This is a genomic window from Streptomyces sp. NBC_01537 (assembly GCF_045040445.1).
Lineage (GTDB): Bacteria > Actinomycetota > Actinomycetes > Streptomycetales > Streptomycetaceae > Actinacidiphila.
The window spans coordinates 9,553,946-9,579,663 of record NZ_CP109392.1; the positions used below are offsets into that span (position 1 = coordinate 9,553,946).

General features: G+C 72.2%; 24 protein-coding genes. 8 read left to right on the forward strand and 16 right to left on the reverse strand.

The annotated features are described in order from the left end of the window. Nucleotides 1-6: 6 nt before the first annotated feature. From OG607_RS43705 to glnT, 6 genes are read right to left on the reverse strand one after another with little or no spacing between them, the layout of a single operon-like run. Complete coding sequence (locus OG607_RS43705) at nt 7-606, reverse strand: helix-turn-helix domain-containing protein (RefSeq protein WP_405735866.1); 600 nt, start codon at nt 604-606, stop codon at nt 7-9. A 9-nt stretch (nt 607-615) separates the two neighbouring features. Then, nucleotides 616-1,698, reverse strand: a complete 1,083-nt coding sequence (locus OG607_RS43710; RefSeq protein WP_405735868.1) for an FAD-dependent oxidoreductase — start codon at nt 1,696-1,698, stop codon at nt 616-618. Further along, complete coding sequence (locus tag OG607_RS43715; RefSeq protein WP_405735870.1) at nt 1,695-3,041, reverse strand: FMN-binding glutamate synthase family protein; 1,347 nt, start codon at nt 3,039-3,041, stop codon at nt 1,695-1,697. Before OG607_RS43715 ends, OG607_RS43710 begins: the two co-directional genes overlap by 4 nt. A gap of 48 nt (nt 3,042-3,089) precedes the next feature. Beyond that, nucleotides 3,090-3,794, reverse strand: coding sequence for a glutamate synthase (locus tag OG607_RS43720; RefSeq protein ID WP_405735872.1), 705 nt, complete (start codon nt 3,792-3,794; stop codon nt 3,090-3,092). Beyond that, nucleotides 3,782-4,657: a glutamine amidotransferase family protein gene (locus OG607_RS43725; protein WP_405735874.1), complete on the reverse strand. Its 876-nt coding sequence runs from the start codon at nt 4,655-4,657 to the stop codon at nt 3,782-3,784. The genes OG607_RS43720 and OG607_RS43725 overlap by 13 nt, the downstream gene beginning before the upstream one ends. Before the next feature lie 23 nt (nt 4,658-4,680). Beyond that, complete coding sequence (gene glnT, locus OG607_RS43730; RefSeq protein WP_405735876.1) at nt 4,681-6,030, reverse strand: type III glutamate--ammonia ligase; 1,350 nt, start codon at nt 6,028-6,030, stop codon at nt 4,681-4,683. A 158-nt stretch (nt 6,031-6,188) separates the two neighbouring features. Here glnT and def point away from each other — a divergent pair, with 158 nt between their 5' ends. Next, nucleotides 6,189-6,728, forward strand: a complete 540-nt coding sequence (gene def, locus OG607_RS43735; RefSeq protein WP_405735878.1) for a peptide deformylase — start codon at nt 6,189-6,191, stop codon at nt 6,726-6,728. 69 nt (nt 6,729-6,797) lie between these two features. On the opposite strand, the gene OG607_RS43740 is transcribed toward def, so the two are convergent. Then, nucleotides 6,798-7,448 carry a TetR family transcriptional regulator gene (locus OG607_RS43740; RefSeq protein ID WP_405735880.1) on the reverse strand — a complete coding sequence of 217 codons (651 nt, stop codon included), beginning with the start codon at nt 7,446-7,448 and terminating at the stop codon, nt 6,798-6,800. Nucleotides 7,449-7,598: 150 nt separating this feature from the next. On the opposite strand from OG607_RS43740, the gene OG607_RS43745 reads away from it, so the two are divergent. The 5 genes from OG607_RS43745 (at nt 7,599) to gndA (ending at nt 14,887) form a co-directional block, all read left to right on the forward strand. After that, entirely contained in the window at nt 7,599-8,825 is a 1,227-nt protein-coding gene (locus OG607_RS43745; protein WP_405735883.1) for an acyl-CoA dehydrogenase family protein, read from the forward strand. Between the two features lie 1,007 nt (nt 8,826-9,832). Next, complete coding sequence (locus OG607_RS43750) at nt 9,833-10,369, forward strand: winged helix-turn-helix domain-containing protein (protein WP_405735886.1); 537 nt, start codon at nt 9,833-9,835, stop codon at nt 10,367-10,369. 160 nt (nt 10,370-10,529) lie between these two features. Then, the gene (locus tag OG607_RS43755) at nt 10,530-12,641 is read left to right on the forward strand and encodes a SpoIIE family protein phosphatase (RefSeq protein ID WP_405735888.1); all 2,112 of its coding nucleotides are present in this window, start codon (nt 10,530-10,532) and stop codon (nt 12,639-12,641) included. A 120-nt stretch (nt 12,642-12,761) separates the two neighbouring features. Continuing rightward, nucleotides 12,762-13,292, forward strand: coding sequence for an SRPBCC family protein (locus OG607_RS43760; RefSeq protein WP_405735890.1), 531 nt, complete (start codon nt 12,762-12,764; stop codon nt 13,290-13,292). A 155-nt stretch (nt 13,293-13,447) separates the two neighbouring features. After that, nucleotides 13,448-14,887, forward strand: coding sequence for an NADP-dependent phosphogluconate dehydrogenase (gene gndA, locus OG607_RS43765; protein ID WP_405735892.1), 1,440 nt, complete (start codon nt 13,448-13,450; stop codon nt 14,885-14,887). A 28-nt stretch (nt 14,888-14,915) separates the two neighbouring features. Here the strand turns inward: gndA and OG607_RS43770 are convergent, their stop codons facing one another. From OG607_RS43770 to OG607_RS43790, 5 genes are all read right to left on the reverse strand, one after another. After that, the gene (locus OG607_RS43770; protein WP_405735894.1) at nt 14,916-15,569 is read right to left on the reverse strand and encodes a response regulator; all 654 of its coding nucleotides are present in this window, start codon (nt 15,567-15,569) and stop codon (nt 14,916-14,918) included. Then, the gene (locus tag OG607_RS43775; RefSeq protein ID WP_405735896.1) at nt 15,566-16,744 is read right to left on the reverse strand and encodes a sensor histidine kinase; all 1,179 of its coding nucleotides are present in this window, start codon (nt 16,742-16,744) and stop codon (nt 15,566-15,568) included. Before OG607_RS43775 ends, OG607_RS43770 begins: the two co-directional genes overlap by 4 nt. A gap of 120 nt (nt 16,745-16,864) precedes the next feature. Then, entirely contained in the window at nt 16,865-18,001 is a 1,137-nt protein-coding gene (locus OG607_RS43780) for an ABC transporter substrate-binding protein (protein WP_405735899.1), read from the reverse strand. Between the two features lie 108 nt (nt 18,002-18,109). Beyond that, nucleotides 18,110-18,394: a hypothetical protein gene (locus OG607_RS43785; RefSeq protein WP_405735901.1), complete on the reverse strand. Its 285-nt coding sequence runs from the start codon at nt 18,392-18,394 to the stop codon at nt 18,110-18,112. Then, nucleotides 18,391-19,218, reverse strand: coding sequence for a phytanoyl-CoA dioxygenase family protein (locus OG607_RS43790; protein ID WP_405735903.1), 828 nt, complete (start codon nt 19,216-19,218; stop codon nt 18,391-18,393). The genes OG607_RS43785 and OG607_RS43790 overlap by 4 nt, the downstream gene beginning before the upstream one ends. A gap of 70 nt (nt 19,219-19,288) precedes the next feature. Between OG607_RS43790 and OG607_RS43795 the strand changes: the two genes are divergently transcribed. Next, nucleotides 19,289-20,062, forward strand: coding sequence for a helix-turn-helix domain-containing protein (locus tag OG607_RS43795; protein ID WP_405735905.1), 774 nt, complete (start codon nt 19,289-19,291; stop codon nt 20,060-20,062). Here the strand turns inward: OG607_RS43795 and OG607_RS43800 are convergent. The 4 genes from OG607_RS43800 to OG607_RS43815 form a co-directional block, all read right to left on the reverse strand. Continuing rightward, complete coding sequence (locus OG607_RS43800) at nt 20,057-21,082, reverse strand: glycoside hydrolase family 3 N-terminal domain-containing protein (protein WP_405735908.1); 1,026 nt, start codon at nt 21,080-21,082, stop codon at nt 20,057-20,059. The two genes, OG607_RS43795 and OG607_RS43800, sit on opposite strands and share 6 nt — an antisense overlap. A 407-nt stretch (nt 21,083-21,489) precedes the next feature. Then, complete coding sequence (locus OG607_RS43805; RefSeq protein ID WP_405735910.1) at nt 21,490-22,776, reverse strand: hypothetical protein; 1,287 nt, start codon at nt 22,774-22,776, stop codon at nt 21,490-21,492. Between the two features lie 135 nt (nt 22,777-22,911). Beyond that, complete coding sequence (locus tag OG607_RS43810) at nt 22,912-23,586, reverse strand: DUF4232 domain-containing protein (RefSeq protein WP_405735913.1); 675 nt, start codon at nt 23,584-23,586, stop codon at nt 22,912-22,914. 110 nt (nt 23,587-23,696) lie between these two features. Beyond that, nucleotides 23,697-25,118, reverse strand: a complete 1,422-nt coding sequence (locus OG607_RS43815; RefSeq protein WP_405735915.1) for a serine/threonine-protein kinase — start codon at nt 25,116-25,118, stop codon at nt 23,697-23,699. A gap of 47 nt (nt 25,119-25,165) precedes the next feature. On the opposite strand from OG607_RS43815, the gene OG607_RS43820 reads away from it, so the two are divergent. After that, nucleotides 25,166-25,717 carry an RNA polymerase sigma factor gene (locus OG607_RS43820; protein ID WP_405735918.1) on the forward strand — a complete coding sequence of 184 codons (552 nt, stop codon included), beginning with the start codon at nt 25,166-25,168 and terminating at the stop codon, nt 25,715-25,717. Nucleotide 25,718 lies beyond the last annotated feature (1 nt).

Here is a 25,718-nt window from a genome sequence, read left to right on the forward strand (position 1 = left end):
AGGGGTTCAGTGTTGCGGGCTGTCGCCGAACGCCGTGACGGCCAGAAAACGGATCGGAAGGGCGAGCAGCTTCTCCGGCCCGTGCGGGGCCTCGCCGTCGAACTGCAGGGCGTCGCCGGCGCGCATGGTGTAGCTGGACTTGCCGTGGCCGTAGACCATGACGCCCTCCAGCATGTAGATCAGCTCGGTGCCCGCGTGCTGGAAGAGCGGGAAGACCTCGCTGGACTCGGTGAGGGTGACAAGCAGCGGCTCCATCCGCTTGTGGCTGCCGCGCAGGGCCCCGAGCTGCGCGTACTCATGGCCGACGCGCGTGCCGCGCCGTACGATCCGCGCGCCGTGCCCGGCGGGCACGAAGACCGCCTCGCGCTCGTCGTCCATGCCCCGGAAGAGCGCGGTCACCGGCACGTCCAGGCCGCGCGCGAGACGGGAGAGGGTGGTCAGGCTGCACGCCGTCTGAGCGTTCTCGATCTTGGAGAGCATCGCCTTGGAGATGCCCACCCGCTGGGCCATCTCGCCGATCGACAGTCCGGCCGCCTGGCGGTACTCGCGGGTCCTGACCGCGATGATCCGCTCAAGGGCCTTGTCGTCCTCCTCAGTGTGCTCCACCGGCGCATCCTAGCCGGGCAGCGCGAACCGGGGATGGGCCGCCGCCCGCCCGGTGGCCAGGTCGGCGGCCATCGCCCCGATCAGCGGGGCGAACTTGGCGCCGTGCCCGGAACAGGGGGAGGCGATCACCAGCGGACCCCGGCGGTCCAGCACGAAGTCCTCGTCGGGCGTGGTCGTGTAGAGGCAGCTCGCCTCGGCGACCGGCTCTGGATCCAGCCCGGGCAGCCGGTCCCGTACGAAGCCGCTGACGCGCCGGCGGGAAGCGGGATCGGGGACGCCCGTGCGGGTGCGGGCGGTCGTGGGGGTGCCGTTGTCGTGCTCGGCGACCTTCATGGCGGGCGCGGGCCCCCCGTCGCTTCCGGAAGGGAGCCCGAAGACCTGCATATGGTCCTTGGACACCAGGATCGGCCAGGACGCCCGCTCGTCGCGCTGCCGGAAGTGGAAGACCTGCTGCTGGGTGACGCGCAGCGCCGGCAGGGTCACGGGCAGGCCCAGTTGGGGAAGCCAGGCCCCGGCGGCGACGACGACGGCCTGCGCATGCAGCTCACCGCCGTCGTCGGTCCGCAGCAACGCCTTGGTGTCCCCCAGGACCTCGATACCCGTCATGCGCACGCCGGTTATGACCCGGGCGCCCAGCTCGGCCGCGCGGCGTGCGCAGGCCGCCACCGTGGCGTCCGCGTCCACCACGCCCGCCTCCGGGTGGAACAGCGCCGGCCCGTCGAAGCGGATCTGCGGCCACCGCTCGGCGGCGGCCCGCGCGGTGAGCAGCTCGTGCGGCACCCCCGCCGCCGCCATCCTGGCCGCCAGCCCCTCCGGGTCACGGCCCGCGCCCAGGTCCAGCCCGCCCGTCGTGCGCAGCAGGGCGGCCCCGGAATCCTCCTCCAGCTCACGCCAGCCCTCACCGGCCCGGCCCGTCAGCTCCACGTAGAACGGATCGGCGTACGCCCTGCGGTAGATGCGCGAGCTGCCGTGCGAACTGCCGTTGCGGTGGCCGATTTCGTACGCCTCGACCAGCGTCACCTCATGCCCGCGCCGGGCCAGCCGCCACGCCGTGGCCGCGCCCGTCAGCCCGGCGCCGACGACCACGATCACAGACCGCTCCCCGTCATGCCGGGGATCCAGCTCGTACCCGCCAGCGGGACCCGGGCCATGGCGGCGGACTCGATGGTGAGCGCCACCAGGTCCTCGGGCTCCAGGTGGTGCAGATGCGCCTTGCCGCACGCGCGGGCCAGGGTCTGCGCCTCCATCGTCATCACGCGCAGGAAGTTCGCGATCCGGCGGCCCCCCTCGACCGGGTCCAGACGGGCGGCCAGCTCCTCGTCCTGCGTGGAGATGCCCGCCGGGTCCCGGCCGTCCTGATAGTCGTCGTAGAAGCCCGCCGCCGAGCCCAGCTCGCGGTACTCCGCGTCATACCGGGGATGGTTGTCGCCCAGCGCGATCAGCGCGGCCGTGCCGATCGCCACCGCGTCCGCCCCCAGCGCCAGCGCCTTGGCCATGTCGGCACCGCCGCGTATCCCGCCGGACACGATGAGCTGCACCTCGCGGTGCACGCCGAGCTCCTGCAGCGCCTGTACGGCCTGGGGGAGAGCCGCCAGGGTCGGTATCCCGACATGCTCGATGAACACGTCCTGGGTCGCGGCCGTCCCGCCCTGCATACCGTCGACCACGACGACATCCGCCCCCGAGTGCACGGCGAGCTTCACGTCGTAATAGGTGCGCGTGGCGCCGACCTTGACGTAGACCGGCTTCTCCCAGTCGGTGATCTCGCGCAGCTCACGGATCTTGATCGCCAGGTCGTCCGGCCCCGTCCAGTCCGGATGGCGGCATGCGCTGCGCTGGTCGATCCCCACGGGCAGCGTGCGCATGCCCGCCACCCGCTCGGTGATCTTCTGCCCCAGCAGCATCCCCCCGCCGCCCGGCTTGGCCCCCTGGCCGAGGACCACCTCGATCGCGTCCGCCGCCCGCAGATCGTCCGGGTTCATGCCGTAACGCGACGGCAGGTACTGGTACACCAGATGCTTGGAGTGGCCGCGCTCCTCCCGCGTCATCCCGCCGTCGCCCGTCGTCGTGGAGGTTCCGGCCTCGCTGGCCCCGCGCCCCAGCGCCTCCTTCGCCTGCGCGGACAGCGCGCCGAAGCTCATGCCCGCGATCGTGACCGGGATGTCCAGGTGGAGCGGGTGCTTGGCGTTGCGGGCGCCGAGGACCACGTCGGTGTCGCAGCGCTCGCGGTATCCCTCCAGCGGATAGCGGGACATGCTCGCGCCGAGCAGCAGCAGATCGTCGAAGTGCGGCAGCCTGCGCTTGGCGCCCCAGCCCCGGATGTCGTAGACCCCGGTGGCGGCGGCCCTCTGGATGGCGTGGATGGTGGCGCGGTCGAAGGTCGCGGACTCGCGCAGGCCGTTGCCGGGGTGGGTGGGCTGGTGGTCGTCGTTCATGGCTCGGTCCTCCGATGTCAGGGGCGGGGGAGAGCAACCCCGCAGGCGTCAGTACGCGTTGTCCGCCTGGAAGTGGTACAGCCGCCGCGCCGACCCGTAGCGGCGGAAGGAAGCCGGGTCCGCATCCATGCCGGCGGCGGCCAGAAGCCCGGCCAGCTCCGCCAGGTGCTCCTCCCGCACAGGCTTCTCGACGCAGTCCGCGCCCAGCGACTTCACCCGCCCCCGCACGTAGATCCGGGCCTCGTACAGCGAATCCCCGAGCGCGTCCCCCGCGTCGCCGCAGACGACCAGCCGCCCCGCCTGCCCCATGAAGGCGCTCATGTGGCCGACGCTGCCGCCGACGACGATGTCGACGCCCTTCATGGAGATGCCGCAGCGGGCGGCGGCGTCGCCCTCGATGACGAGCAGCCCGCCGTGCGCGGTGGCGCCCGCCGACTGCGAGGCGTTGCCGCGCACGCGCACCGAGCCGGACATCATGTTCTCCGCGACGCCGACACCCGCGTTCCCGTGCACCGTCACGGCCGCGAGCTGGTTCATCCCGGCGCAGTAGTAGCCGACATGTCCCTCGACGGCGACGGTCAGTTCCTCGTTCAGGCCGCAGGCCACGCTGTGCGCGCCGCGCGGATTGAGCACCCGCCAGTGCGCGGCGCGCTTGGCGACGCCGGGGGTGTGGAGCGCCTGGTTGAGCTCACGGACCGAGGCGGCGGCCAGGTCGTGCACCTCGGTGGGGACCGCGCCGGTCAGCGCTTCCATACGTAGACCTCTTCCGGCTCGGGTTCGAAGATGCGGGCGTTCTCGATGCCGGGGAGGACGTCCAGGGCGCGGTATTCCGAGGCCATGGCCACCCACTGCGGGGTCTCGGCGACGAGCGCGGGCTTGCAGGCGATGGCGTCGCGGACGACGGCGAAGGAGTCGCCGGTGGCGACGAGGAGCGTGTAGAAGCCGTCGAAGCGCTCACAGAGCAGCCGTAGCGCCTTGTCCAGGTCGGCTCCGGCGGCGAGCTGGTGGGCGACGAAGCGGGCGCCGACCTCGGAGTCGTTCTCGCTGTCGAAGCGCACGCCCTGGGCGCGCAGCTCGCGGCGGATGGTGGCGTGGTTGGCGAACGAGCCGTTGTGCACCAGGCACTGGTCGGGCCCGACGGAGAAGGGGTGCGCGCCGGCCGGGGTGACGGCGGACTCGGTGGCCATCCGGGTGTGGCCGACGCCCTGCCAGCCCTGGACTCCGGCGAGCCCGAAGGCGTCGGCCAGCGTGTCGGGGTGCCCGGTGCCCTTGAGGACGGCGACGTCCTCGCCGGAGCCGATGACGGTGGCGTGCGGCAGGGCGGCGGCGATGGCGGCGAGCAGTGCCTCCGGCGGGGCGGCGGCGTGCACGACGGTGGTGGCGTCGGCGGCGATGGCCACGGCGTCCGGGAGCGCGGCCCGGACCTCGTCCGGGGTGGTGCCGAGCAGGGACACGGTGGACCGGCCGGGCGGGCTCAGCCGGGGGTCTCCGTAGACCGCGACGCCCGCGGAGTCCGGGCCGCGCTCGACGACCTGGCCCAGCATGGCGGTGAGCAGCTCACCGAGCCGGGGATGGAGCGAGGGCTCGCGCAGATGGAGCCCGACGATTCCGCACATGCGGCTCTCCTCATGACGGGTGATCAGAAGGCGGTCAGGTAGCGGTCCAGCTCCCACTGGCCGACCGTGCCGTGCCATTCGAAGAACTCCTCGCGCTTGATCTCCGCGAAGTACTGGCTGACGCCCGCTCCCGCCGCGTCCAGGGCGGCACTCACCACCTGGTCGGCGGCCAGTTCCTCCACCGCGTGCAGCAGCGTGGGAGGCAGCTCCGGCCGGGCCGCGGTGGCCGCCGCGTCGCCGGGGGCGCCGGGGTCGAGGCCGCGCTCGATGCCGTCGAGCCCGGCGGTCAGGGCGGCGGCCGCCGCGAGGTAGGGGTTGGCCGAGCCGTCGCCGCCGCGCAGCTCGACGCGGTTGCCGTCGGGGACGCGTACGAAGTGCGTACGGTCGTTGCCGCCGTAACCGGCCCTGCGCGGGGACCAGGTGGCGCCGGAGCGGGTGGAGACGGCGCCGGTGCGCTTGTAGGAGTTGACGGTCGGCGCGATGACGGCCTGCAGCGCGCGGGCGTGGTCGAGCAGCCCGCCGATGAAGGAGTAGGCGAGCGGTGACAGGCCGAGCCCGCGCGGGTCGGCGGCGTCGGGGAAGGCGGGCTCGGCGCCGCGCCAGAGCGACAGGTGCATGTGCATGCCGGTGCCGGTGCGGTCGGTGAAGGGCTTGGGCATGAAGGTGGCGGTCATGCCGCGCTCCTCGGCCAGCATGGAGACCAGGTAGCGCATGGTGATCACGCGGTCGGCGGTGGTGAGGGCGTCGGCGTACGCGAAGTTCTGCTCGAACTGGCCGTTGCCGTCCTCGTGGTCGTTGGCGTAGTTGCCCCAGCCGAGACTGTTCATGGCTTTGGAGACGGCCGTGAGGTGGTCGTACATCCGGGTCAGGCCGCGCGCGTCGTAGCAGGGCTGGGCGGCGGTGTCGCGGGTGTCGGCGACCGAGAGCCTGCCGTGTTCGTCGCGGTTGACCAGGAAGTACTCGATCTCCGCGCCTACGGCGAGCGACAGCCCGAGCGCCCGCGCCCGCTCCAGTGCGGCGCGCAGGATGACGCGGGGCGCGTACGGCCAGGGCTTGCCGTTGACGTGCGGATCGCAGTGCACGAGGGCCAGGCCCTGGCGTACGAAGGGCAGCGGGGTGTAGGAGGAGACATCGGGCAGTGCCACCACGTCCGGGTCGCTGGGCTGCTGGCCGAGCGCGCCCGCGGCGTAGCCGGCGAACCCGACGCCCTCGTCCCGCAGTTCCCCGATCGCCTCGACGGGCACCAGTTTGGCGCAGGGCTTGCCATTGAGGTCGACGAAGACCGCGAGCACGAACTCCACGCCGTCGGCGCGGGCCAGCTCGGCGAGGTCGGGCGGGCCGGGCGGGCCGGGTGCGGATCCGTCGGTCGTCATGGGGCTCTCTCCTCAGCCGTTTGCCGGAGCGTGTCTACTGTGATGAATCACCGTTGCATATGAGTAGACGGCGCTGGCGTTACGACTGGATTTCCCGCCGGGAAGCACTCCGTAACCCATGGCCCTGACCCGCGGCCCTGCCCCGTACGCTGACCCCCATGCGACACGGCACCATCCCCGGCAGCACCGGAACCGTCCGCCCGGTACGGCTGCTCGGCGACCCCGCTCTCCATGAGCCCTGCCGCGAAGTGACTGCCTTCGACTCCGGGCTCGCCGCCCTGATCGAGGACCTGTTCGCCACGATGTACGCCGCCGACGGCGTCGGCCTGGCCGCGAGCCAGCTCGGCGTGCCCCTGCGGGTGTTCGTCTACGACTGCCCCGACGACGAAGAGGTCCGCCACCTCGGCCATGTCGTCAACCCCCGGCTCGTGCGCGCCGACGGGGTCACGGTGACCGGCCCGGAGGGCTGCCTGTCCCTCCCCGGGATCGAGGCGGGCACGACCCGGCACGACGAGACCGTCGTGGAGGGCTTCGACCTGCGCGGCGAGCCGCTGCGCATCGAGGGCACCGGATTCTTCGCCCGCTGCCTGCAGCACGAGTGCGACCACCTCGAAGGGCTGCTCTTCACGGACCGCGTGACGGGCTGGCGCCGCCGCCGCGCCCTGCGTGCGGCACGCAGGGCGCCCTGGGCTTCGTAAGGAAACTCCGTAACGAAGCTTTGTGCGGAAAGTGAAACTTTGTAAGGAAACTGCCTTACGAAGCGAACCTCACAGCCCCGGCCCGCCCGGCCGGTCGGCCGCCGCCGCGAGCCGCCCCCACAGCAGATCTGCCAGATGCCGCACCAGTTCGTCCCGCGACGTGGGCCGCTCCGCCAGCCACCAGTCGCCGGCCGCGTGCATCATGCCGACGATCCCGTGCCCCCACACCCGTGCCAGCACCTCGCTGTCCGGGCCCAGATCCAACCGCTCGATGATGACCTGCGCCAGTTCCTCGCCCATTCTCCGCAGCAGCGGCGCCGAGTGCCCGCCGAAGTCGAAGCCCTTCTCCCCGTCCCCCGCCACTTCCGCCGGGTGCATCAGGAAGCGGTACACCTGCGGCGCCGCCTCGATCGCGGCGAGATACGCGTGCAGCGTCGCCTCGACCCGGTCCCGGCGGTCGTTCGGCTTGTCCACCGCCGCCCGCAGCGTCGACAGCAGGGCGTTGGTGTGCCGTTCGGCCAGCGCCCGGTACAGTCCGCTCTTGTCGCCGAAGTGCCGGTAAAGAATCGGCTTGGTGATGCCGGCCTCCGCCGCGATGGCGTTCATCGACGCCTCCGGACCGTCCCTCAGCACGACCCGGTCGGCGGCTTCCAGAAGCTCCCTGCGCCGTCGTTGTGCGGCTGTCTTCTGCTCCTGCCGCTGGCTGGTGGTGTTGTCCACCTGAGCCTCCCCGCCCGTTCGAATTTCGTCACGCATGCGCAACGTAACACTCCGACGACACCCTGCACGTGCGGCGTCCCGAGTTGACAGTCATACCAGTCGGTAACAGACTTGGTGTTACCGCAAGTAACAAGTACGTGGAGGGGACTCATGGGCGACTTCTCGCTCGAGCTCAACGACGACCAGACGGCCGTACGCGACTGGATCCACGGCTTCGCCGCCGACGTGATCCGCCCGGCCGCCGCCGAGTGGGACGAGCGCGAGGAGACCCCCTGGCCGGTCATCCAGGAGGCCGCCAAGATCGGCCTGTACTCCCTCGACTTCTACGCACAGCAGTACTTCGACCCGACCGGCCTCGGCATAGCCATCACCATGGAAGAGCTCTTCTGGGGCGACGCAGGCATCGGCCTGTCCATCGTCGGCACCGCGCTGGCCGCCGTCGGCGTCCTCGCCAACGGCACCGAGGAGCAGATCGGCACCTGGATCCCCCAGATGTACGGCGACGTCAACGACGTCAAGCTCGCCTCCTTCTGCTCCTCCGAGCCGGACGCGGGATCCGACGTCTCCGCGATGCGCACCCGCGCCGTCTACGACCAGGCCAAGGACGAGTGGGTCCTCAACGGCACCAAGACCTGGGCCACGAACGGCGGCATCGCCAACGTCCACGTCGTCGTCGCCGTGGTCGACCCCGACCTCGGCGCCCGCGGCCACGCCTCCTTCGTCATCCCGCCGAACACCCCCGGCCTCTCCCAGGGCCAGAAGTTCAAGAAGCACGGCATCCGCGCCTCCCACACCGCCGAGGTCGTCCTCGAGGACGTCCGCATCCCCGGCTCCTGCCTCCTCGGCGGCAAGGAGAAGCTCGACGAACGCCTCGCGCGAGTGCGCGAGCGCGCCAGGACCGGCGGCGAGCGCGTCAAGAACGCCGCCATGGCCACCTTCGAGGCCTCCCGCCCCGCGGTCGGCGCCCAGGCCGTCGGCATCGCCCGCGCCGCGTACGAGGTCGCCCTCGACTACGCCAAGACCCGCGTCCAGTTCGGCCGCCCCATCATCGACAACCAGGGCATCGCCTTCCAGCTCGCCGACATGCGCACCCAGATCGACGCCGCCCGCCTCCTGGTCTGGCGCGCCTCCTGGATGGCCAGCGCCGGCAAGCCGTTCGGCTCCGCCGAGGGCTCCATGTCCAAGCTCTACGCGGGCGAGACGGCGAAGAAGGTGACCGGGCAGGCCATGCAGATCCTCGGCGGCAACGGCTTCACCCGGGAGTACCCCGTGGAGCGGATGCACCGGGACGCGGCGATCTACACCATTTTCGAGGGCACCAGCGAGATCCAGCGGCTCGTGATCGCCCGTACGCTTTCGGGGCTCCCGATCCGCTGACGCCGCGTAGCGGCGGTGCCGTTGCGGTGCCCCCGGTCGGGGTTGCCGGTTCCGTCCTCAAGCGCCGGACGGGCTGGGTTGGCCTGGGGGTCGGTGCCACCACCGGGGATCTCTCCTCGGCGCTCGCGACTCTGGTCGACCCGATCCGTGTCCGGGATCCTCGCTCGTCGCGCTGCGGGAGAACCCCGGCGTGTCCCCTCCCGGCCGGAGACGTTCACTTCAGCCCGTCCGGCGTTTGAGGACACGCCCGCAGGGCGTCCGGGGGTCCGGGGGCGAAGCTCCTGGCGGGTCCGGGCGGAGCCCGCCACGCGGCGCCAGCCGCTGATCGGATGCAGCGGGAAGGGGCGGGGTGGGGGAAACCCCCTCACCCACGGCCCCGGCGGCCGGAGGCCGGCGCAGCGGTCCGAAGCCAGCACAGCGCCCGCGAGGACCGCGCAAAAGGATAGGTCCGTCCGGCGCTTGAGGACGGAACCAGCAACCCCAACAGGCGGCACCGCAGCGGCATACCCGCAGGCCGCCCGGGTAGGCGCAGCGCAAGCGCAACGCGAGGAGGACGACATGACGCGCCGCGCAACCGTGCCGCCCGTTCCGGAGCCGAGGCCGGTGCCCGTGCCGCCGGACCCGGTGCCGGTGCCACCGGCACCGATTCCGGAGCCGGATCCGGTGCCGGTTCCGCGCCCCGTTCCGGAGCCGGAGCCACTGCCGCAGCCCGTGTAGGACAGGGCGTTTGTGGAACCGGCTGCCGCGGGGGCCGTGGTTTCTGGTTGAATGGGTCCATGGCCAGCCTCATTGACACCGCTACGGGTCGCAGCGACCTGGAGCCGTTCTGGCCGTCTCGGCAGGAGTACCAGTTCGATCGGGAGTGTTGTCGCGCGACTACCGCGCGGACCCGCACCCACGGCTGACCCCGCCGATCATCGGCCGCTTTTCGTCAGCTCTGCGTCCCGGTCCGCGCAATACGGCGTCCATTCGACACCTCCCTGCGCGCGAAAGAGCCGAGACCTCTCATGTCCTCAACCCAGTCCTTGCCTGCGCCCACCTCCCTCAACCGCCAGCGGCTGCGTGCCGTTCGGCCCGACGAGGCCCCCGCCGCGCCTGCCGGCCCCGTACCGGATTTCCTGCCGCCCGGCGCGACCTGGCTGCCGGCGCCGGGGCATGTGATGCCCAGCGTCGCCGGGCAGCCGCCCATGGTCGGCTATCTGGTGCTGGTCCCGGCGGAGCCGGACACGATCCCGCCTGTACAGGGCTCAGCCACCGCAGCCGTACGGGTCGACACGGACCGCCGTATCGCCCAGGTGGACGGCAGGCCGCTCGACCTCACGTACCTGGAGTTCGAGCTGCTGGCCCACCTGGTCGGCCACCCGCACCGGGTGCACACGCGTGACCAGCTGGTCACGACGGTGTGGGGGTACGGCCACGTCGGCGACGGCCGCACTGTGGACGTCCACATCGCGCGGCTGCGCCGCAAGCTCGGCCCGGAGCACCGGGGCAGCATCGTCACGGTGCGCAGGGTCGGCTACAAATACGCGCCGGTCTCTTTCTGAAGTTCCGAGGCCGGGAACAATGCCGGGCGGATCCCATGGGTCCGCCCGGCACGGCATGTCACCGCCGTGGCGTATGGGTACGCTGTCCTCACTCCGGCATTCCAAGAGCACCAGGCATCCATTCACCCATCCACGCCGGAATCCAGCGGAGCGTGCGGACATGGCTGATCAGCGGGAGTGGACGGCTTCGGCCCCCGCGATCGGAGGGTGGCCGGCTCCTGCGGCGGCTCATCTGGCCCTGAACAATCTGGGCGGCTTCGACTGGGACCTGGACGGCGGCAGGCTCCATCTGGACCCGGTGGCGCTGCGGGTGCTGGACCTGGACCCGGAGGAGTTCGCGGGCAGTCCGGCGGCGCTGCTGTCGCGGCTGCCTCCCGAGGAGGCCGACGGCATCGACCGGGCGCTCACGGTGGCGCTGAAGGAGGGCCAGTCCTCCTGGAGCGTGTACTTCCGGCTGACGCGCGAGGACGGCCACCGGGGCTGGATACACGCCAGGGGCCGCATAGTGCGGGACAGCGCGGGCCGGGCCTGCCGCATCATCGGCATCGTCAGCGACTCCACCGACGAGGTGGCCCAGGCGGCCGACTGCGTGCGCCGCGAGGAGGCGCATCCGGACAGCGAGCACAACCTCGTCGTCGAGGTGACTGCCTCGCTGTCCGAGGCGGTGACCGTACGGGATGTGACCGCGGCCCTGACCGCGCACCGCCGGCTCGACCGGCTGGGCATCGCGAGCCTGTTCCTGGGGATGGTGGAGGGCGGCCGGATCCGGGTCGTGAGCGACGCGGAGGTGGACAGCTGGGTGCCGGCGCTGGAGTACACCAGGCTGGAGGACGGCTTCCCGATGAGCGAGGTCGTACAGACCCTGGAGCCGCGCTTCATCACCTCGCCGGAGGAGTTCGCTCGCCGGTATCCGAAGCTGTGGCCGCACATAGAACCGCTGGGGGCCTCCGCGGCCGCGTATCTGCCGCTGATCGCCCAGGGCAAGCCCATCGGGGCCCTGGGGCTGCTCTACCGGCACAAGTACTCCTTCGCCCCGCAGGAACGCAACCTGCTGATCGCGCTGAGCGGAAGCATTGCCCAGAGCCTGCAGCGCGCCGTCCTGTTCGACCAGGAGCACGACATCGCGCAAGGCCTGCAGACGGCCATGCTGCCCCGCAGCATCCCGCGCATCCCCGGCGCGCAGCTCGCGGTGCGCTACCGCTCCGCCCGCCTGGCCCGGGACATCGGCGGCGACTGGTACGACGTGGTGGCCATGCCCGGCGGCCGGGTCGCCGCCATCATCGGCGACGTACAGGGGCATGACACCCATGCCGCCGCCGTCATGGGCCAGCTGCGCATCGCGCTGCGGGCCTACGCGGCCGAGGGGCATCCGCCGGCCACCGTGATGGCCAGGGGCTCCCGCTTCCTGTGCGAGCTGGACACCGACCGCTTCGCCACCGCGCTGTACGCGCAGGTGGACCCGCAGACCGGCCGCACATGCGTGGTCCGGGCGGGCCACATCGACCCGCTCGTACGCCACGCGGACGGCAGCTGCAGCCGGCTCAGCACCAACGGGGGGCTGCCGCTGGGCCTGTCGGCGCAGTTCGGGCAGCTGGACTACCCGGTGACGCAGACCGAGCTGGACCCCGGCGACACGCTGTTGATGTTCACCGACGGGCTGGTGGAGCGTCCCGGCACCGATCTGGACGACGGGCTGCGGCGGCTCACCAAGGCGCTGAGCGACGGCCCCCAGGGCGTCCAGCCGCTCGCCGACCACATCAGCTCGGTCATGGGCGCCCCGGGTACCGACGACGACATGGCACTGCTCCTGCTGCGGCGGGACACCGACGCCGCGCCGCAGCCCTCGCGCCGCCTGCACCAGCACGTCGGCCCGGGGGATCCGCAGGCGCTGGTCGCCGCCCGGGGCATGATCCGCGAGGCGATAACGTCCTGGGGCATGCCGGAGCGCCTGGACGACGCCGAGCTGGCCGCAGACGAGCTGATCACCAACGCCCTGGTGCACACCGACGGCGGCGCCGTGCTGACGGTGCGGATGATGCCCGACACGACACGCCGGGTACGGATCGAGGTGCACGACCTGGCCAGCAACTGGCCGCGCCGGCGCGAGGCGGGCGACGGCGAGACTTCGGGACGCGGACTGCTGCTGGTGGACCAGCTCGCGGACGCGTGGGGCGTGGAGCCGCACGGCTCGGGCAAGTCGGTGTGGTGCGAGTTCCGCTCACCCGCGCCGTCCACGTTATCCGCGCCTCCCGGCACGCCCTCCGCCGGCTGATTCACCCGGACGGCCCACCCGCCACGACACACCGGGGATTGGGCAGCAGGCTGTCGGTGAGGAGCCAAGAAGGAACTCCGCAACAGCCGGCCCCCGGGCTCGGCACCGGGGAGGTTCGCGATGCCGACGGTGGCCACAAGTGTGATCATTTCCCGGCCTTTCGAAGAGGTTTTCGACTTCCTGGCCGATGCACGCAATCTCGCCCTCTGGAGCTCAGGCGTCCACAGGGTCGCGGCGGAGGCCGTGCGCCCGGGGGACGGCGCCGAGTACCGCTACCATTTCCCCGGCCGGCACCGCGAGCACCGGCTGATATGCACGGCGTACCGCCCCTGCCGGGCCGTGGAGTTCCGCGGCCGCCGCATGTGGAGCCCGCTGGGCACCCAGATCCCGCACTACGCCTTCCGGCTGCTGCCGCACTCCCGGGGCACCTTCGTCCAGCTGACCGTCACCTGCACGCTCGGCGGCGGGCTGCTGCTGCTCGCCCCGTTCATGGCGATGGCCTGGCGGCGCGACCTGCCGGTGGACGCCCGCCGGCTGCGCGAGGCGCTGTGCGGCCCGGATCGCGCGCCCGCCCCCGCCCCGGCCCCGCCGCCGGTCGTGGTCGCCGACAGCGTCGGCCGGCCGCCCGCCCGGGCTTCCGCGCCGGCATAGGCACCGGTTCGTAGAAACCGGGCCAGTGCCTGTCCGGGCATTAGCACACCGGGAGGCGCTTATGTGGGAACTCCGGACGCATTGCCCGCGACCTGCAAGGCTGGAGTCCCGTTAGCGTCGCGTACTCCCGTACGACGAAGTGAGAGGACTCGCAGATGGCGGAGCAGGCTCGCATAGGCGTCACCGGACTGGCGGTCATGGGCAGCAACCTTGCCCGGAACTTCGCCCGCCACGGCCACCCGGTGGCGGTGCACAACCGGAGCGAGGCCAAGACCCACGCCCTCGTCGAGGAGTTCGGCCACGAGGGGGAGTTCCACCCCGCCGACACCCTCAAGGAGTTCGTGGCCTCCCTCGAACGTCCCCGCCGCGCGATCATCATGGTCAAGGCCGGCGCCCCCACCGACGCGGTCATCGACGAACTGGCCGCGCTCATGGAACCCGGCGACATGATCGTCGACGGCGGCAACGCCGACTTCCGCGACACCCGCCGCCGCGAGGCGGCCCTGCGCGCTCAGGGCCTGCACTTCGTCGGCACCGGCATCTCCGGCGGCGAGGAGGGCGCCCTCAACGGCCCGTCCATCATGCCGGGCGGCTCCGTCGAGGCGTACGAGGCCCTCGGCCCGCTGCTGGAGGACATCTCCGCCAAGGTCGACGGCGTCCCCTGCTGCACCCATGTCGGCCCCGACGGCGCCGGGCACTTCGTGAAGATGGTGCACAACGGCATCGAGTACGCCGACATGCAGCTCATCGCCGAGGCGTACGACCTGCTGCGGCACGCCGCCGGGATGCGCCCCGCCGAGATCGCCGAGGTCTTCCGCACCTGGAACTCCGGGCGCCTGGAGTCCTATCTGGTCGAGATCACCGCCGAGGTGCTCTCCCACACCGACGCCGCCACCGGCGGCCCCTTCGTGGACATCGTCCAGGACCGGGCGGGCCAGAAGGGCACCGGCAGCTGGACCGTCCAGAACGCCCTGGAGCTGGGCGTGCCGACCTCCGGCATCGCCGAGGCCGTCTTCGCCCGCTCGCTGTCCGGCAGCGCCGAGCTGCGCGCCGCCACCCGGGAACTGCCCGGGCCCACGGAGACCTGGCTGGACAGCGCGGCGAGCGACCGCTTTGCCGAGGACGTCGAGCAGGCGCTGTACGCGTCGAAGATCGTCGCCTACGCGCAGGGTTTCAACCTGATCCAGGCCGGCAGCGACGAGTACGGCTGGGATGTCGACCCCGGGGCCATGTCGACCATCTGGCGCGGCGGCTGCATCATCCGCGCACAGTTCCTCAACCGCATCAAGGAGGCCTACGACGCCGAGCCCGGCCGTCCCACCCTCCTGACCGACGACCACTTCGCCGAAGCCCTCGGCGGCGCCCAGGCCGCCTGGCGCCGGGTCGTCTCCACCGCCGCCCAGCTCGGCGTCCCCGCCCCCGGCTTCTCCGCCGCCCTCGCCTACTACGACGGCCTGCGCGCGGAGCGCCTGCCCGCCGCCCTCATCCAGGGCCAGCGCGACTTCTTCGGCGCCCACACCTACCGCCGCACCGACCGTGACGGCTCCTTCCACACCCTCTGGGGCGGCGACCGCTCGGAGGCAGCCTCCAGCTGATCGGACAGGCCCTGGCCCGGCCGGTCTCCTACCGGCCGGGCTCGACCAGCCCGCGCCGGACGGCCTCCGACACCGCGCCCGCGCGGTTGTCGGCGCCCAGCTTGCGATAGACACGTACAAGGTGGGTCTTGACGGTGGCCTCGGTGACGAACAGGGCAGCGGCGATGGCCCGGTTGCCGAGGCCACGGGCGAGCAGCCGGACGACCTCGATCTCCCGCTCGCTCAGCGCCCGCGCGGGATCGGTCACCTGGCTCACCAGCAGGTCGGCCGCCTGCGGGGCGAGCCCCATGCTGCCGGAGGCCGCACTGTGCACCGCGCGGAACAGCTCCTCCGGGGGGCCTGCCTTCAGTACGTAGCCGCGCGCTCCGGCCTCCATGGCCCGGACCACGTCGGCGCGGGTGCCGTAACCGGTGAGCATCACCACGTTGGTGCCGGGCGCGGTGGCGGCGAGCCGGCGGGTGGCCTCGACGCCGTCGATGCCGCCGCCGTCGCCACCGGCGAGCCGCAGGTCCATCAGGACGACATCCGGGCGCAGCGCGGGGACCAGGCGGACGGCCTCCTGGCCGTCACCGGTCTCGCCGACGACGGCGAGGCCGGGCTCGCCCTCGATGAGCGCCCGCAGCCCGGCCCGGACCACGGCGTGATCGTCGACCAACAGGATCCGCAGCGGCACCGGGCTCATCCGGTGGCCGACGTGAGACGGGCGCGCGGTCCGACCGCGAGCGGGACGGCGGCGATGAGGGTCGTGCCGCGGCCCGGTGCGCTGTCCAGCGTGACCGAGCCGCCGCACGCCCGGAGCCGCTCACGGATGGCGTCGAGGCCGAAGCCCCGTCCGGGCGGGGCTTCGGCGGTACGGCCCGCGGCGAAGCCGATCCCGTCGTCGCGGACCTCCAGGGTCAGCAGGCCGGCCCGCCGCCGGCCGAGGGTGACCAGCACGCTGTCGGCCCGGGCGTGGTCGCGTACGTTGGCCAGCGCGCCCTGGGCGATGCGCAGCAGTGTCGCGGCCGTGGCCGGCGGCACCGGCCGGGCGTCGCCGATGGCGCGGAAGGTGACATGGGGCGCCGTGCCGGAGAGTTGCGCCCGCAGGCACAGGGCCCGCAGCGCGGACTCCAGGTCGTGCCGGTCCAGGGCCGGCGGAGTGAGATCGTCGAGAATCCGCCGGGTCTCCACGAGGTTCTCGCCCAGCGACTCGGTGACGGTACGGACCCGGGCCCGGGCGCTCTCCGGATTGCGCCGCCAGTCCCGCTCGGCGGCCTGCAGCAGCATCCGGCTGCCCGCCAGCTCCTGGGCCAGGGTGTCGTGGATCTCCCGCGCGATCCGGGCGCGTTCGGCGTCCATTCCCGCCTCCCGCTGCCGCAGGGCCAGTTCGGCGCGGGTGCTGTGCAGCTCGTCGATGATGCGCCGGCGCTCGGCGGCATCCCGCTGCTGTACCCGGTAGAGCCCGAGGGTGGCCCAGACGGCCGTGACGGGCGCGACCACCAGATCGGGCTCGAAGGCCCCGCTCTGCTCCCGCAGGAGGGACCCGACCAGTACGCCGCTGATCACGCTCACCACGACAACCGACCCACGCCGCCCGAGCGTTCGCAGGGTGACGCAGGCCAGCGGCGCCGCACACCACGCGTACGCGGTCGCCAGCGAGGCCGGGACCAGCCAGACGATCAGCAGCCACAGCGACAGCAGGACGCCCAGCCAGACCGGCCGCCACCGCCCCAGCCGGTCCCCGAGGGCCGGCCCGGCCGCGTAGCAGACCGCCAGGAGCGAGCTGAGGACCAGGACGGACACGCACAGCGGGTCGTTCTGCCTCAGCAGACGCACCGCCGAACTGCCGACGAGCAGGAAGAACGCCGCGTGCAGCACATGCCGGGCGCGGGGCGGCCTTAAACGGCTGACCGGGGCGGTGGGGGACACCTCGGCTCCCTTCGGGCGGGTCGAGATCGACTGGCCCGACGAGTCTATGTGCCCCCTGTGACGCCGGCCCTAGGCCCCGGGGTGCAGGCCCAGCCAGCCGGGGCTCGGGTCGCCCTGTACCTCGCCGAAGTAGAGGGCGAAGGTCTGCTTCCACCGCTCGACTCCGGCCCGGTCCGCCATGAACTCGGGGAAGCCGCCGAGATGCGCGTTCGGGTACTCCCACACCGGCTTGAGGCCGCCCGCCGGGGTGACGTCGGTCCGCACGGACCAGCCGTTGAAGGAGGCCTTCTGGCGTGCCTCGGACAGAGACCAGTTCAGGTAGAGCTTGGCGGCGGTCGGGTGCCTGGCGTCCTCGAAGATGGCCGCGCGCTGGCCCCAGGCCATGAACGGGTGCCCGTCGGCCACGGCCCACTTGGTGGCGGCGGTTGAGGTCAGCGACCCCGAGGTGCCGATGCCGATCGCCTTCTGCTTGGCGTTGACCGCCACCCCGGGGGTGTTGCTGCCACGGGCGAACTGCATTTCCTGGGCCGCCAGTTTCGCGATCCAGTCCCAGCCGTAGGCCTGTGCGTACAGCGAGTAGAGGTACAGCACCGCGTCGTCGTCGTTGGGGTACGACGAGGCGATCCGGCCCTTCCAGCGGGGGTCGGCCAGCTCCTTCGGGGTCGCCGGGGCGGCGCTGCCCAGCGCGGCGGAGTCGTACAGGTAGCTGAAGGCGATGACGGCGATCGCCGTCCAGGCTCCCTGTGGGTCCTTCAAGGCTGTGTGGACGCCGCCGAAACCGGCCGGCTTGTAGTGCAGCAGCCGGCCCTGCCGCGACCACCGGGTGAAGTCCTGCAGTGTCTGGAGCTGGATCAGGTCGGGGACCAGGGTGTCGGTCGCGAACTGGTTGTCCACCCGGACGTCGTGGAACTTGCTGTAGTCCACGATCAGTTGGAGCTTGATGCCGGGGAACGCGGCCTGGAAGGCGGCCTTGGTGAAGTCCTGCTGGGTCGGGGTGTCGCCGCCCGCGTAGATGACGAGCTCCCCGCCCTCCGCCAGCGCGGCCTGGTAGAGCTCGTCGAGGGATCGGGTCTCCTCGGCCACATGAGGTCCCGAACGCGGGGACGCCGTGGCCGTCGCCGCCCCCGCGCTCGTGGCGAGTGAGGCGCCCAGGGCGGCGCCGGCACCTGTGGTGAGTACGCGGCGCCTGCTGAAGGAACTGGTCATCGGATGTCCTCTCGTACGGTCCCCGCATGATCATGGCGTGGGCGTGGATCGCCGCGCGTCGTGCGGACGGCTGGTCCTGCGCGTACGAGAGGTTGGAGCGGCTGTCCGTCAAACGGTTGAACCGGAGCTGTCCTGCTGCAGCTTCTCGAAGAAGAACTCGTGCTTGAGGAAGGACGTGTCGTGCTCGTGCCCCGGGTACGGCGGGATCAGCTGGGAGGCCTGGAAGAGCCGCCAGCCGTCCTCCAGGGCGGCGACGCCCGTCTTGTAGGGCGGCTCGTCGCTGTCGCCGGTGGTGGGGCGGGAGGCGCCGGTGCCGTCGTAGACGGACCAGCCGACGACGTCCGCGTCGAGGGCCGAGGTGGCCAGGTAGAGGACGAGGACCTGCTGCTTCATGCGTGGCTCCCCTGGTTCGCGAGGGTCGGGCGGTTGGTGATGCGGGTGACCCAGTAGTCGATGTCGAAGCTGTCGTCGCCGGTCAGCGTCCGCCACAGCAGGACCCGGTTGTGGACCTCCAGCCGGCCGGTGGCGGGCTCGTACCAGGGGAAGGTGGCGGAGAGTTCGGTGGCCACGGCCGGGTCGGCGAGGTCGTCGGTGTTCCACAGGCGGACCTGCGGCACGGTGGGGTTGAGGCGGATCTTGAACATGTAGCGGGGGATGTCGCTGTCGTTGCGCCGGCCGCCGTGCCAGATGCCGTGGTGCAGGATCACCACCGTGCCGGCCGGGCAGGTCAGCCGGGTCTGCCCGCGCAGGTTCTGGTAGCGGCCGGTGTCGGTCTCGTTGGTGCGGCGCAGATGGCTGCCCGGCACGCTCAGGGTGCCGCCCATGTCGGCGGTCACCTCCTGCGGGTAGTACATGAGCTGGACGTCGAAGGCGTCGGGGCGTACGTCGATGATGGCGTCGCCGTGCAGCGGCTGGGCCTTGCCCTCGTGCGGCTCGCGGATGTGCACGAAGTGGTGGTCGACGGTCGGGGCGGCCCCAACCAGGCTCTCCAGCGCCCCGGCGACCGCCGGGAGACCGACGAGCTCGTGGGCGAACGAGCCCTGCGGGTATGCCTCTTCGAGGGGCGTGCCGTAGGGGACGGGCGGGATTCCGGCGGCGAGCACGTCCATCGCGCGCTCGTTCATCTCCGGGGGCACGACCGCGTCCATGCGCAGATAGCCGTGCGCCACGAAGCGCGCCATCTCTACGGAAGTCAGAAGCTGCTTGCTGGTTGACATACGGCAACGCTAGAGGCGAGACGCTGCCCTGTCGTGGGTTGGATTCCTCCACCACTGGTAGATTTTCACCATGGAGCAAGTGACCATCCGGCTGGACGAACCGCCCCGCGTGGCCAGCGTCGGCGTCGGCGTGCACGGGACACTCGGCCCGCGCTCGCACGATGTGTTCCGCCTCCCCGACCTGTGGCAGCTGCACCTGTACGGCTGGTCCGGCGAGCTCACCGTCGGCGGCACCACCCACCCCGTCCGGCCCGGCCACGTCAGCCTCATCCCGCCCGGCACCGAGGCCCACTTCTGGTACCGGGGCCGCTCCGAGCACCTGTACGCGCACCTGCGCCTGCCCGCCACCGGCGAGCCGCGCACCGTCCCCGTGATGCAGGACGCCGGCCGCGCCGCGCCCCTGCTGTCCGGTCTGCTGCGCCAGGCCGTCATGGCCGCGCCCGGCACCCCCGCCCGGGCCGACGCCGAGGTCTGGACGGCCCTGTGGCGCGTCGCCGAGCTGACCCCCGCAGACCCGTCCGGCGGCTCGCACACCGCCGTGGCCGCCGCCATGGCCCACATCGAGGCCCACCTCGCCGTGCCCGTGACCGTGCCCGAGATCGCCCGGGCGGCCCGGGTCTCCCACAACCACCTCACCAGGCTGTTCCGCGCCGAGACCGGTGACACGGTCGTCGCCTACCTCCGACACCGCCGCCTCGAACGCGCCCGCCACCTCCTGCGGGCCTCCACCCTCCCCATCCCGGCCATCGCGGCCGCGGTGGGCATCCCCGACCTGCAGGCCTTCAACAAGGCCTGCCGCCGCGAGCTGGGCGGGTCACCCCGAGCCATCCGCGCGGCCCTATGAGCCGCACCGAAGCACCCCGGCGGCCTCCTTGGCCGTGAGGACCCGGCGGACGCTCGCGTCCGTACGGGCCCTGAAAGCCGCGTCGTGCCGCGCGGCGTAGCTCACGGCCTCGACCATCAGGGGGAGGACCGCGTTGTTCACGGTGAGCACCAGATCCCCGCCGGCCCGCAGGAACGACACGGCGCGCTGCGCCGGGGGCACCGACCGGACGGAGGCCGCCTTGCCGAGGTCGTCGGAGACGATGACGCCCTGGAAGCCCAGGTCGTGGCGGAGCATCCCGGTCACGACGGTGGGGGAGAAGACGGCCTTGTGCGCAGGGTCGATGAGGGCGTACGTCGCCAGCGAGACCATGACGAGGCCGGCGCCGGACACGATGCCGGAGCGGAAGGACGCGACGTCGGCGCTGTCCCGGGTAAGGGTGGTGTCCGTGACCTGCTCCGTGGTGTCGGTGTTGCCGCTCACCCGGCCCAGACCCGGAAAGTGCTTGAGGGTCGTCAGCACCCCGGACCGGCTGAACCCCTGCACGAACGCGGCTCCCTGACGGGCCACCACATCCGGAGTGGCGCCGAACTGGCGCCCGTAACGGCCGATCGGGCCGTTCGCCGTCCCGATCCGCGCAGGCACGACATCGCCGACGGGCGCGAGGTCCACGTTGACGCCCGCGGAGCGCAGCTGGGCCGCCCACTGCGCCGCCCGCTCCCGCAGTCCGGCCACCGACCACCCGCCCTGCTCCAGCGCGGCCGGGATGGCGGAGAACCCCGGGCCGCTGAGGGACTGCACCTGCCCGCCCTCCTGGTCCACGGCGACCAGCAGGCCCGCCCGCCCCGCCTTCGTCGTCCGCTTCAGCGACTGCAGACGGTCGGCAAGGGCCCGGGTACGCCATACCCCCACCTGGCTGCGGCCCAAAAGGATCACCGAGCCGACGTCGTAGCGGCGCAGCACCGCCAGGTCGGCGGCAGAAGTCGTAGGCACTCGCGCCGCGCCCATGAAGAGCTGGCCGATCCGTTCGGCGGCCGTCATCGAGGACAGCACGCGGTCGACGCAGGACGAGGCCGACGGCGAAGCAGACGGAGAAGCAGACAGCGAGGTAGACAGCGAGGCAGACGGTGAGGCCGAGGACGCGGGCCGGCTCACCCCCGGGGTGCTGTGGGTGTCGCAGCCGGCGAGGAGCAGCCCGGCGGCCAGCACAGCGCCGATTAGGGTCTGTCCGGTCGATCTTGGTCGGACAGGCCGCGGCGTCTGGGGTGGTGCATCGCAAGGCGCCGGAGCGTCCGCAGGGTGGTTTCCTGTGGGCCCGCCGCGCCAGCGGCTGATGTCGGCGTCGGCAACGCCGCGAGGTGCCGCCCGGCGCGCCAGCGGCTGATGTCGCTGTGGCGTCGCGGACCCGGCCAGCATCGACCGGACAGGCCCTGGGGGGCGTACGCGCATCAGGAAGCCACCGACCCGCTGCTCGCCGAGGGCGAACCGGTCGCGACCGGGCCCAGGAAGTCCGCCCAGTCCCCGACCGGCGCCTGCCCCGGGCTGAGCGTCCGCAGCTTGGCCAGCACGGCCGGGTCCTGGGCCTCCAGCCACTCCACCAGCTGCCGGAAGGACACCAGCCGTACGTCCTCGTACTGCGCGATCCGCCCGATCGCCTCTTCCACGGCGTCCATGTAGATACCGCCGTTCCACCGCTCGAAGTGGTTGCCGATGAAGAAAGGCGCCCGGTTGCTCTCGTACGCCCGCCGGAATCCGGCCAGGTAGGAGTCGCGGGCCTGCACGCGCCAGGCCTCGTACATCGAGCGGTCGCCCAGCGGATTGGCGTCCGACTGGTTCGCCATCATGTTGTAGTCCATCGACAACACCTGGAAAGAGTGGCCCGGGAACGGAATCGACTGCAGCGGGAAGTCCCAGATCCTGCCGCCCTGCACCTTCCCCGGCCAGATCTGCAGACCGCCCGGAGAACTCGCATCGTACTTCCAGCCCAGCTCCGCCGCGGTCGGCAGCAGATTCGCCTGGCCCTCCAGACACGGCGTACGGCCGCCGATCAGCTCCTTCTCGTAGTCGAAGGGCAGCGGTTCGAGGTCGGTGAAGCCGGTGTTGGTCTTCCACTCGGTGACGAAACGCTTCGCCTGGTCGATCTCGCTGCGCCACTCGGCGGGCGACCAGCGGCCGACGCCGTCCGCACCGCAGAAGTGGCCGTTGAAGTGGGTACCGATCTCGTGTCCCTCCAGCCAGGCGGCCCGCACCTCCTGCAGCGTGGCGTGGATGTGCCGGTCGGAGAGATAGCCGATCGCGGACGCCCCGACCGGGTGCTGCGGGGGAGCGTAGAGCCCCTTCTTGGACTCCGGCAGGGTATAGATCCCGCTAAGGAAGAAAGTCATCGACGCGCCGTGCTCCGCCGCGACCTTGCGGAACCGCGAGAACAGCCCGTTGCTCAGTTCCCCCGCGCCGTCCCACGAGAACACCACGAACTGCGGCGGCCGCTCCCCGGCCTTCAGCCGCTCCGGCTTCGGCTGCTTGGGCTGGGCCCCGGTGTCGGCGGTGGAGCCGTCGCCTATCAGCTTGACGCGGGGCACGTTCGGGCTGCTCACGGCGCTTCCGATGGCCCCGGCGCCGTGCGCCGATCCGGTCCCGGCCACCGCCCACTCGCGTCCGGCGTAGACCCCCAGCGCGCCCAGGACCGCCGCCGAGGCGCCACCCGTCAGCAGGCTCCTGCGTGAAACACCGCTCATGACCGCTCCCCGATTCTCGATGCCGTATCTGCGTTCATCCCGTTCGATGGAGGGCGACGCGAGAAGGATCGGAGGAAGCGGGACCTGTTACGCCTTCATGACAAACGGGCCTTAGGGCCCGTCGCCGGACAGGCCCTAACTGCCGGTGCCCGCCTGGAAGACGGTCAGATGGACCGACGAGGCGTTGCCCGAGACGGGCACCGCGCCCTGGGTCCACTTCACCTTGAGCTGGGACAGCTCATCCGGCGGTGTGATGAGAAGCGACGCCGGGGTGGCCGTCTTCGCCCCGCTGATCTCCGGGTTGCTGAAGGTCAGGCCGGCCCAGGCGCTGCCGTCGGGGGCGAGCGTGACGGTCGTCGGGCCGGCGGAGCTGCGCTTGGGATCGGGCCCCACCTGCCGGCCGGAGGAGTCGATGAAGGCGGCGCCCGGGTAGCCGTACAGGGTGCAGGTGCGCTGGGAGGTGTTGGTCAGGACGATGGGGAAGTTCTCCTGGCCGGCGCCCGGGTCGTTGGCGCCGACCGACGCGCGCAGTTCCGTGGTGTGGCAGCGGGTGGTGCCGGCGGTTCCGGTGACGGCCGGTGCCGTCGACGCGGCGGCGCTGCTGACCGGGGCCGTAGGTGCCGTGGGTGCCGTGGGCGTAGGCGTCCCGGTCCGGTCGCCGGTGGCGGGCTGGGCGGTGCCGGGCAGGGTCCGGGGCGCGGTGGCCGGGCTGCCGCTGCCGTTTCCGCAGGCGGTGAGCAGGCCCAGGAGGGCGGCGGCGCCCGCGATCCTCGTCGCCCGGCCGCCACTGAAGATCGGCAGGCTCGTCATGTGAGGTCTCCTCGAAGATCGGCGAACGGCGCGCTGTGCCCCGTCACCAGTGTGTGATGCGAAACGGCCACGAAAGGTTCGTGCTGACGAGAGTGAGGGCCGGTCCGGTGTCAGTCCTTGATCGTCAGGGAGCTCAGTATGCCGTCGGTCGCGTCGTCGCCGCCGTGCTGCCGGATCTGTACGTACACCTGCGGCTGCTCGGCGCCGTCCGCGGGTGAGAGACCGGTCTCCGTGAACGAGCCGCCGCCCGGGCAGGAACTCCAGCTGCGCACCCGGCCCTGCCAGCCCATGCCCGTGAAGCTGCGGCTGCCCGCGTAGTGGCAGCCGCTGTGGGTGATGGCGCCGACCTCGGTGGCGAGGTCACCCTGCTCGCTGAGGCCGATGAACACGCCGTTGACGTCCGATCCGGGCTTCTGCCACTTGGCGAGGTCGTCGGCGACGGCGAGGCCGGGCTCCTGTCCGTCCCGCAGCCCCGGGGCCAGGGCCTTCGGGGTCCAGCCGGAGTCGCGCAGCTGGCCGGCCCACCGGCCGGGGACCTTGACCGTGATCCGGCCCGAGCTGTCCGCCACCCGCACGGTGGTCGCCGAGGCCTGCCGCGCGGACAGCACCACGGCGGAGACGGCCGCACCGCCGGTCACGACCACGGCCGCGGTGACGGCGGCGACGACCTTCCGTCGACGTCCCCGAGGCCTGCGCCTGCCTCCGGCCTCCGCTACCGCTTCCTCCTGCGACAACTCGGCTGCCAGCCGGTCCAGTTCGTCAGCGAATTCCTGCGCCGTGGGCCAGCGCCGTTCCCGGTCGGGCTCCAGGGCGCGCATCAGCGCCCGCTGGACGCCCGGGCCCAGACCCAGGGTCAGGTCCGGACGCAGCCGGTCGGGCCGGACCACCTTGCCGGGCGGCCCGGGGACCGTACCGGTGATCAGGTGGTAGCCCAGGGCGCCCAGGCTGTACACATCGGCCCGGGCGTCGATGCCCGCCCCGGGCTGGGCCTGCTCGGGCGGCATGTAGCCGGCGGAACCGGCGGCCATGGTCAGGCCGGACGCCTGCGCGAGGCTCTTGGCCAGGCCGAGGTCGGCCAGCAGCAGCCGGTCGCCGCCGGCCGAGGCCCGGAAGAGCACGTTGGACGGCTTGATGTCCCGGTGCACGATGCCCGCCTCGTGCAGCGCGGCCGCGGCGCGGGCCGCCTCGGCGGTCAGCCGCAGGGCCTCGGGCCCGGGCAGCGGGCCGTCGGTCATCCGGTCGGCCAGGGTGCCCCGGTCGGCGTACTCCATCACGAAGTACGGCCGGTCGTCCGGCAGTTCGCCGATGTCGAAGACCTGGACGACGCGGTTGGAGTCCGCCCGGCGCAGCAGCCGCGCCTCGGAGAGGAACCGTTCCCGGATGTCCATCCGGTCGGTCCAGTTCTCGGCGAGGACCTTCACCGCGACGGTGGCTTCGAGCACGTCGTCGTGGGCCAGCCAGACGACGCCGAAGGCGCCGGCGCCCAGCCGTCGCTCCAGACGGTAGCGGCCGATCCGCTCGGTGGAGTGCATACGGCTATCATGCCTGGCGTCAGATCGTCACTGAGAGGAGCACCCCGTTGCACTACGCGGCCGATGCCGAGGACCTCGCCATACGCGCCGCCGCAGGCGACGCGGCGGCCCTGGACGGGCTGCTGCAGCTGATCGGCCCGGAGGTCAACCGGCGTTGCGGGCGCTTCCTGCCGTGCCGCGAGGACGCCGAGGAAGCGGCGCAGGACGTGCTGCTGCAGGTGGCCCGCCGGATCACCACCTTCGAGGGCCGCAGCCGCTTCAGCACCTGGCTGTACATGGTGGTCGCCAACTGCTCCCGCCAGAAGTACCGCGACCTGAAGCGGAGGGCCGCCGAGCAGCCGACCGCCATCGAGGCGGACCGGTACGTGGACCCGCGCACCACCAGCGTGATCGCGGGCTCCCGCCTCGACCTCCTGGAGGCCCTGGAACGGCTGGAGCGGGAGCATCCCCATCTGGTGGCGCCGCTGGTCTACCGGGACATCTGCCAGCTGGACTACGCGGACATCGCCGAGCGCATCGGGGTCCCGCTGGGCACCCTCAAGTCCCGTCTGCACCAGGCCCGCAAAGAAGTCCGTCCCTGGCTGTCCGACGCGTCCTGAC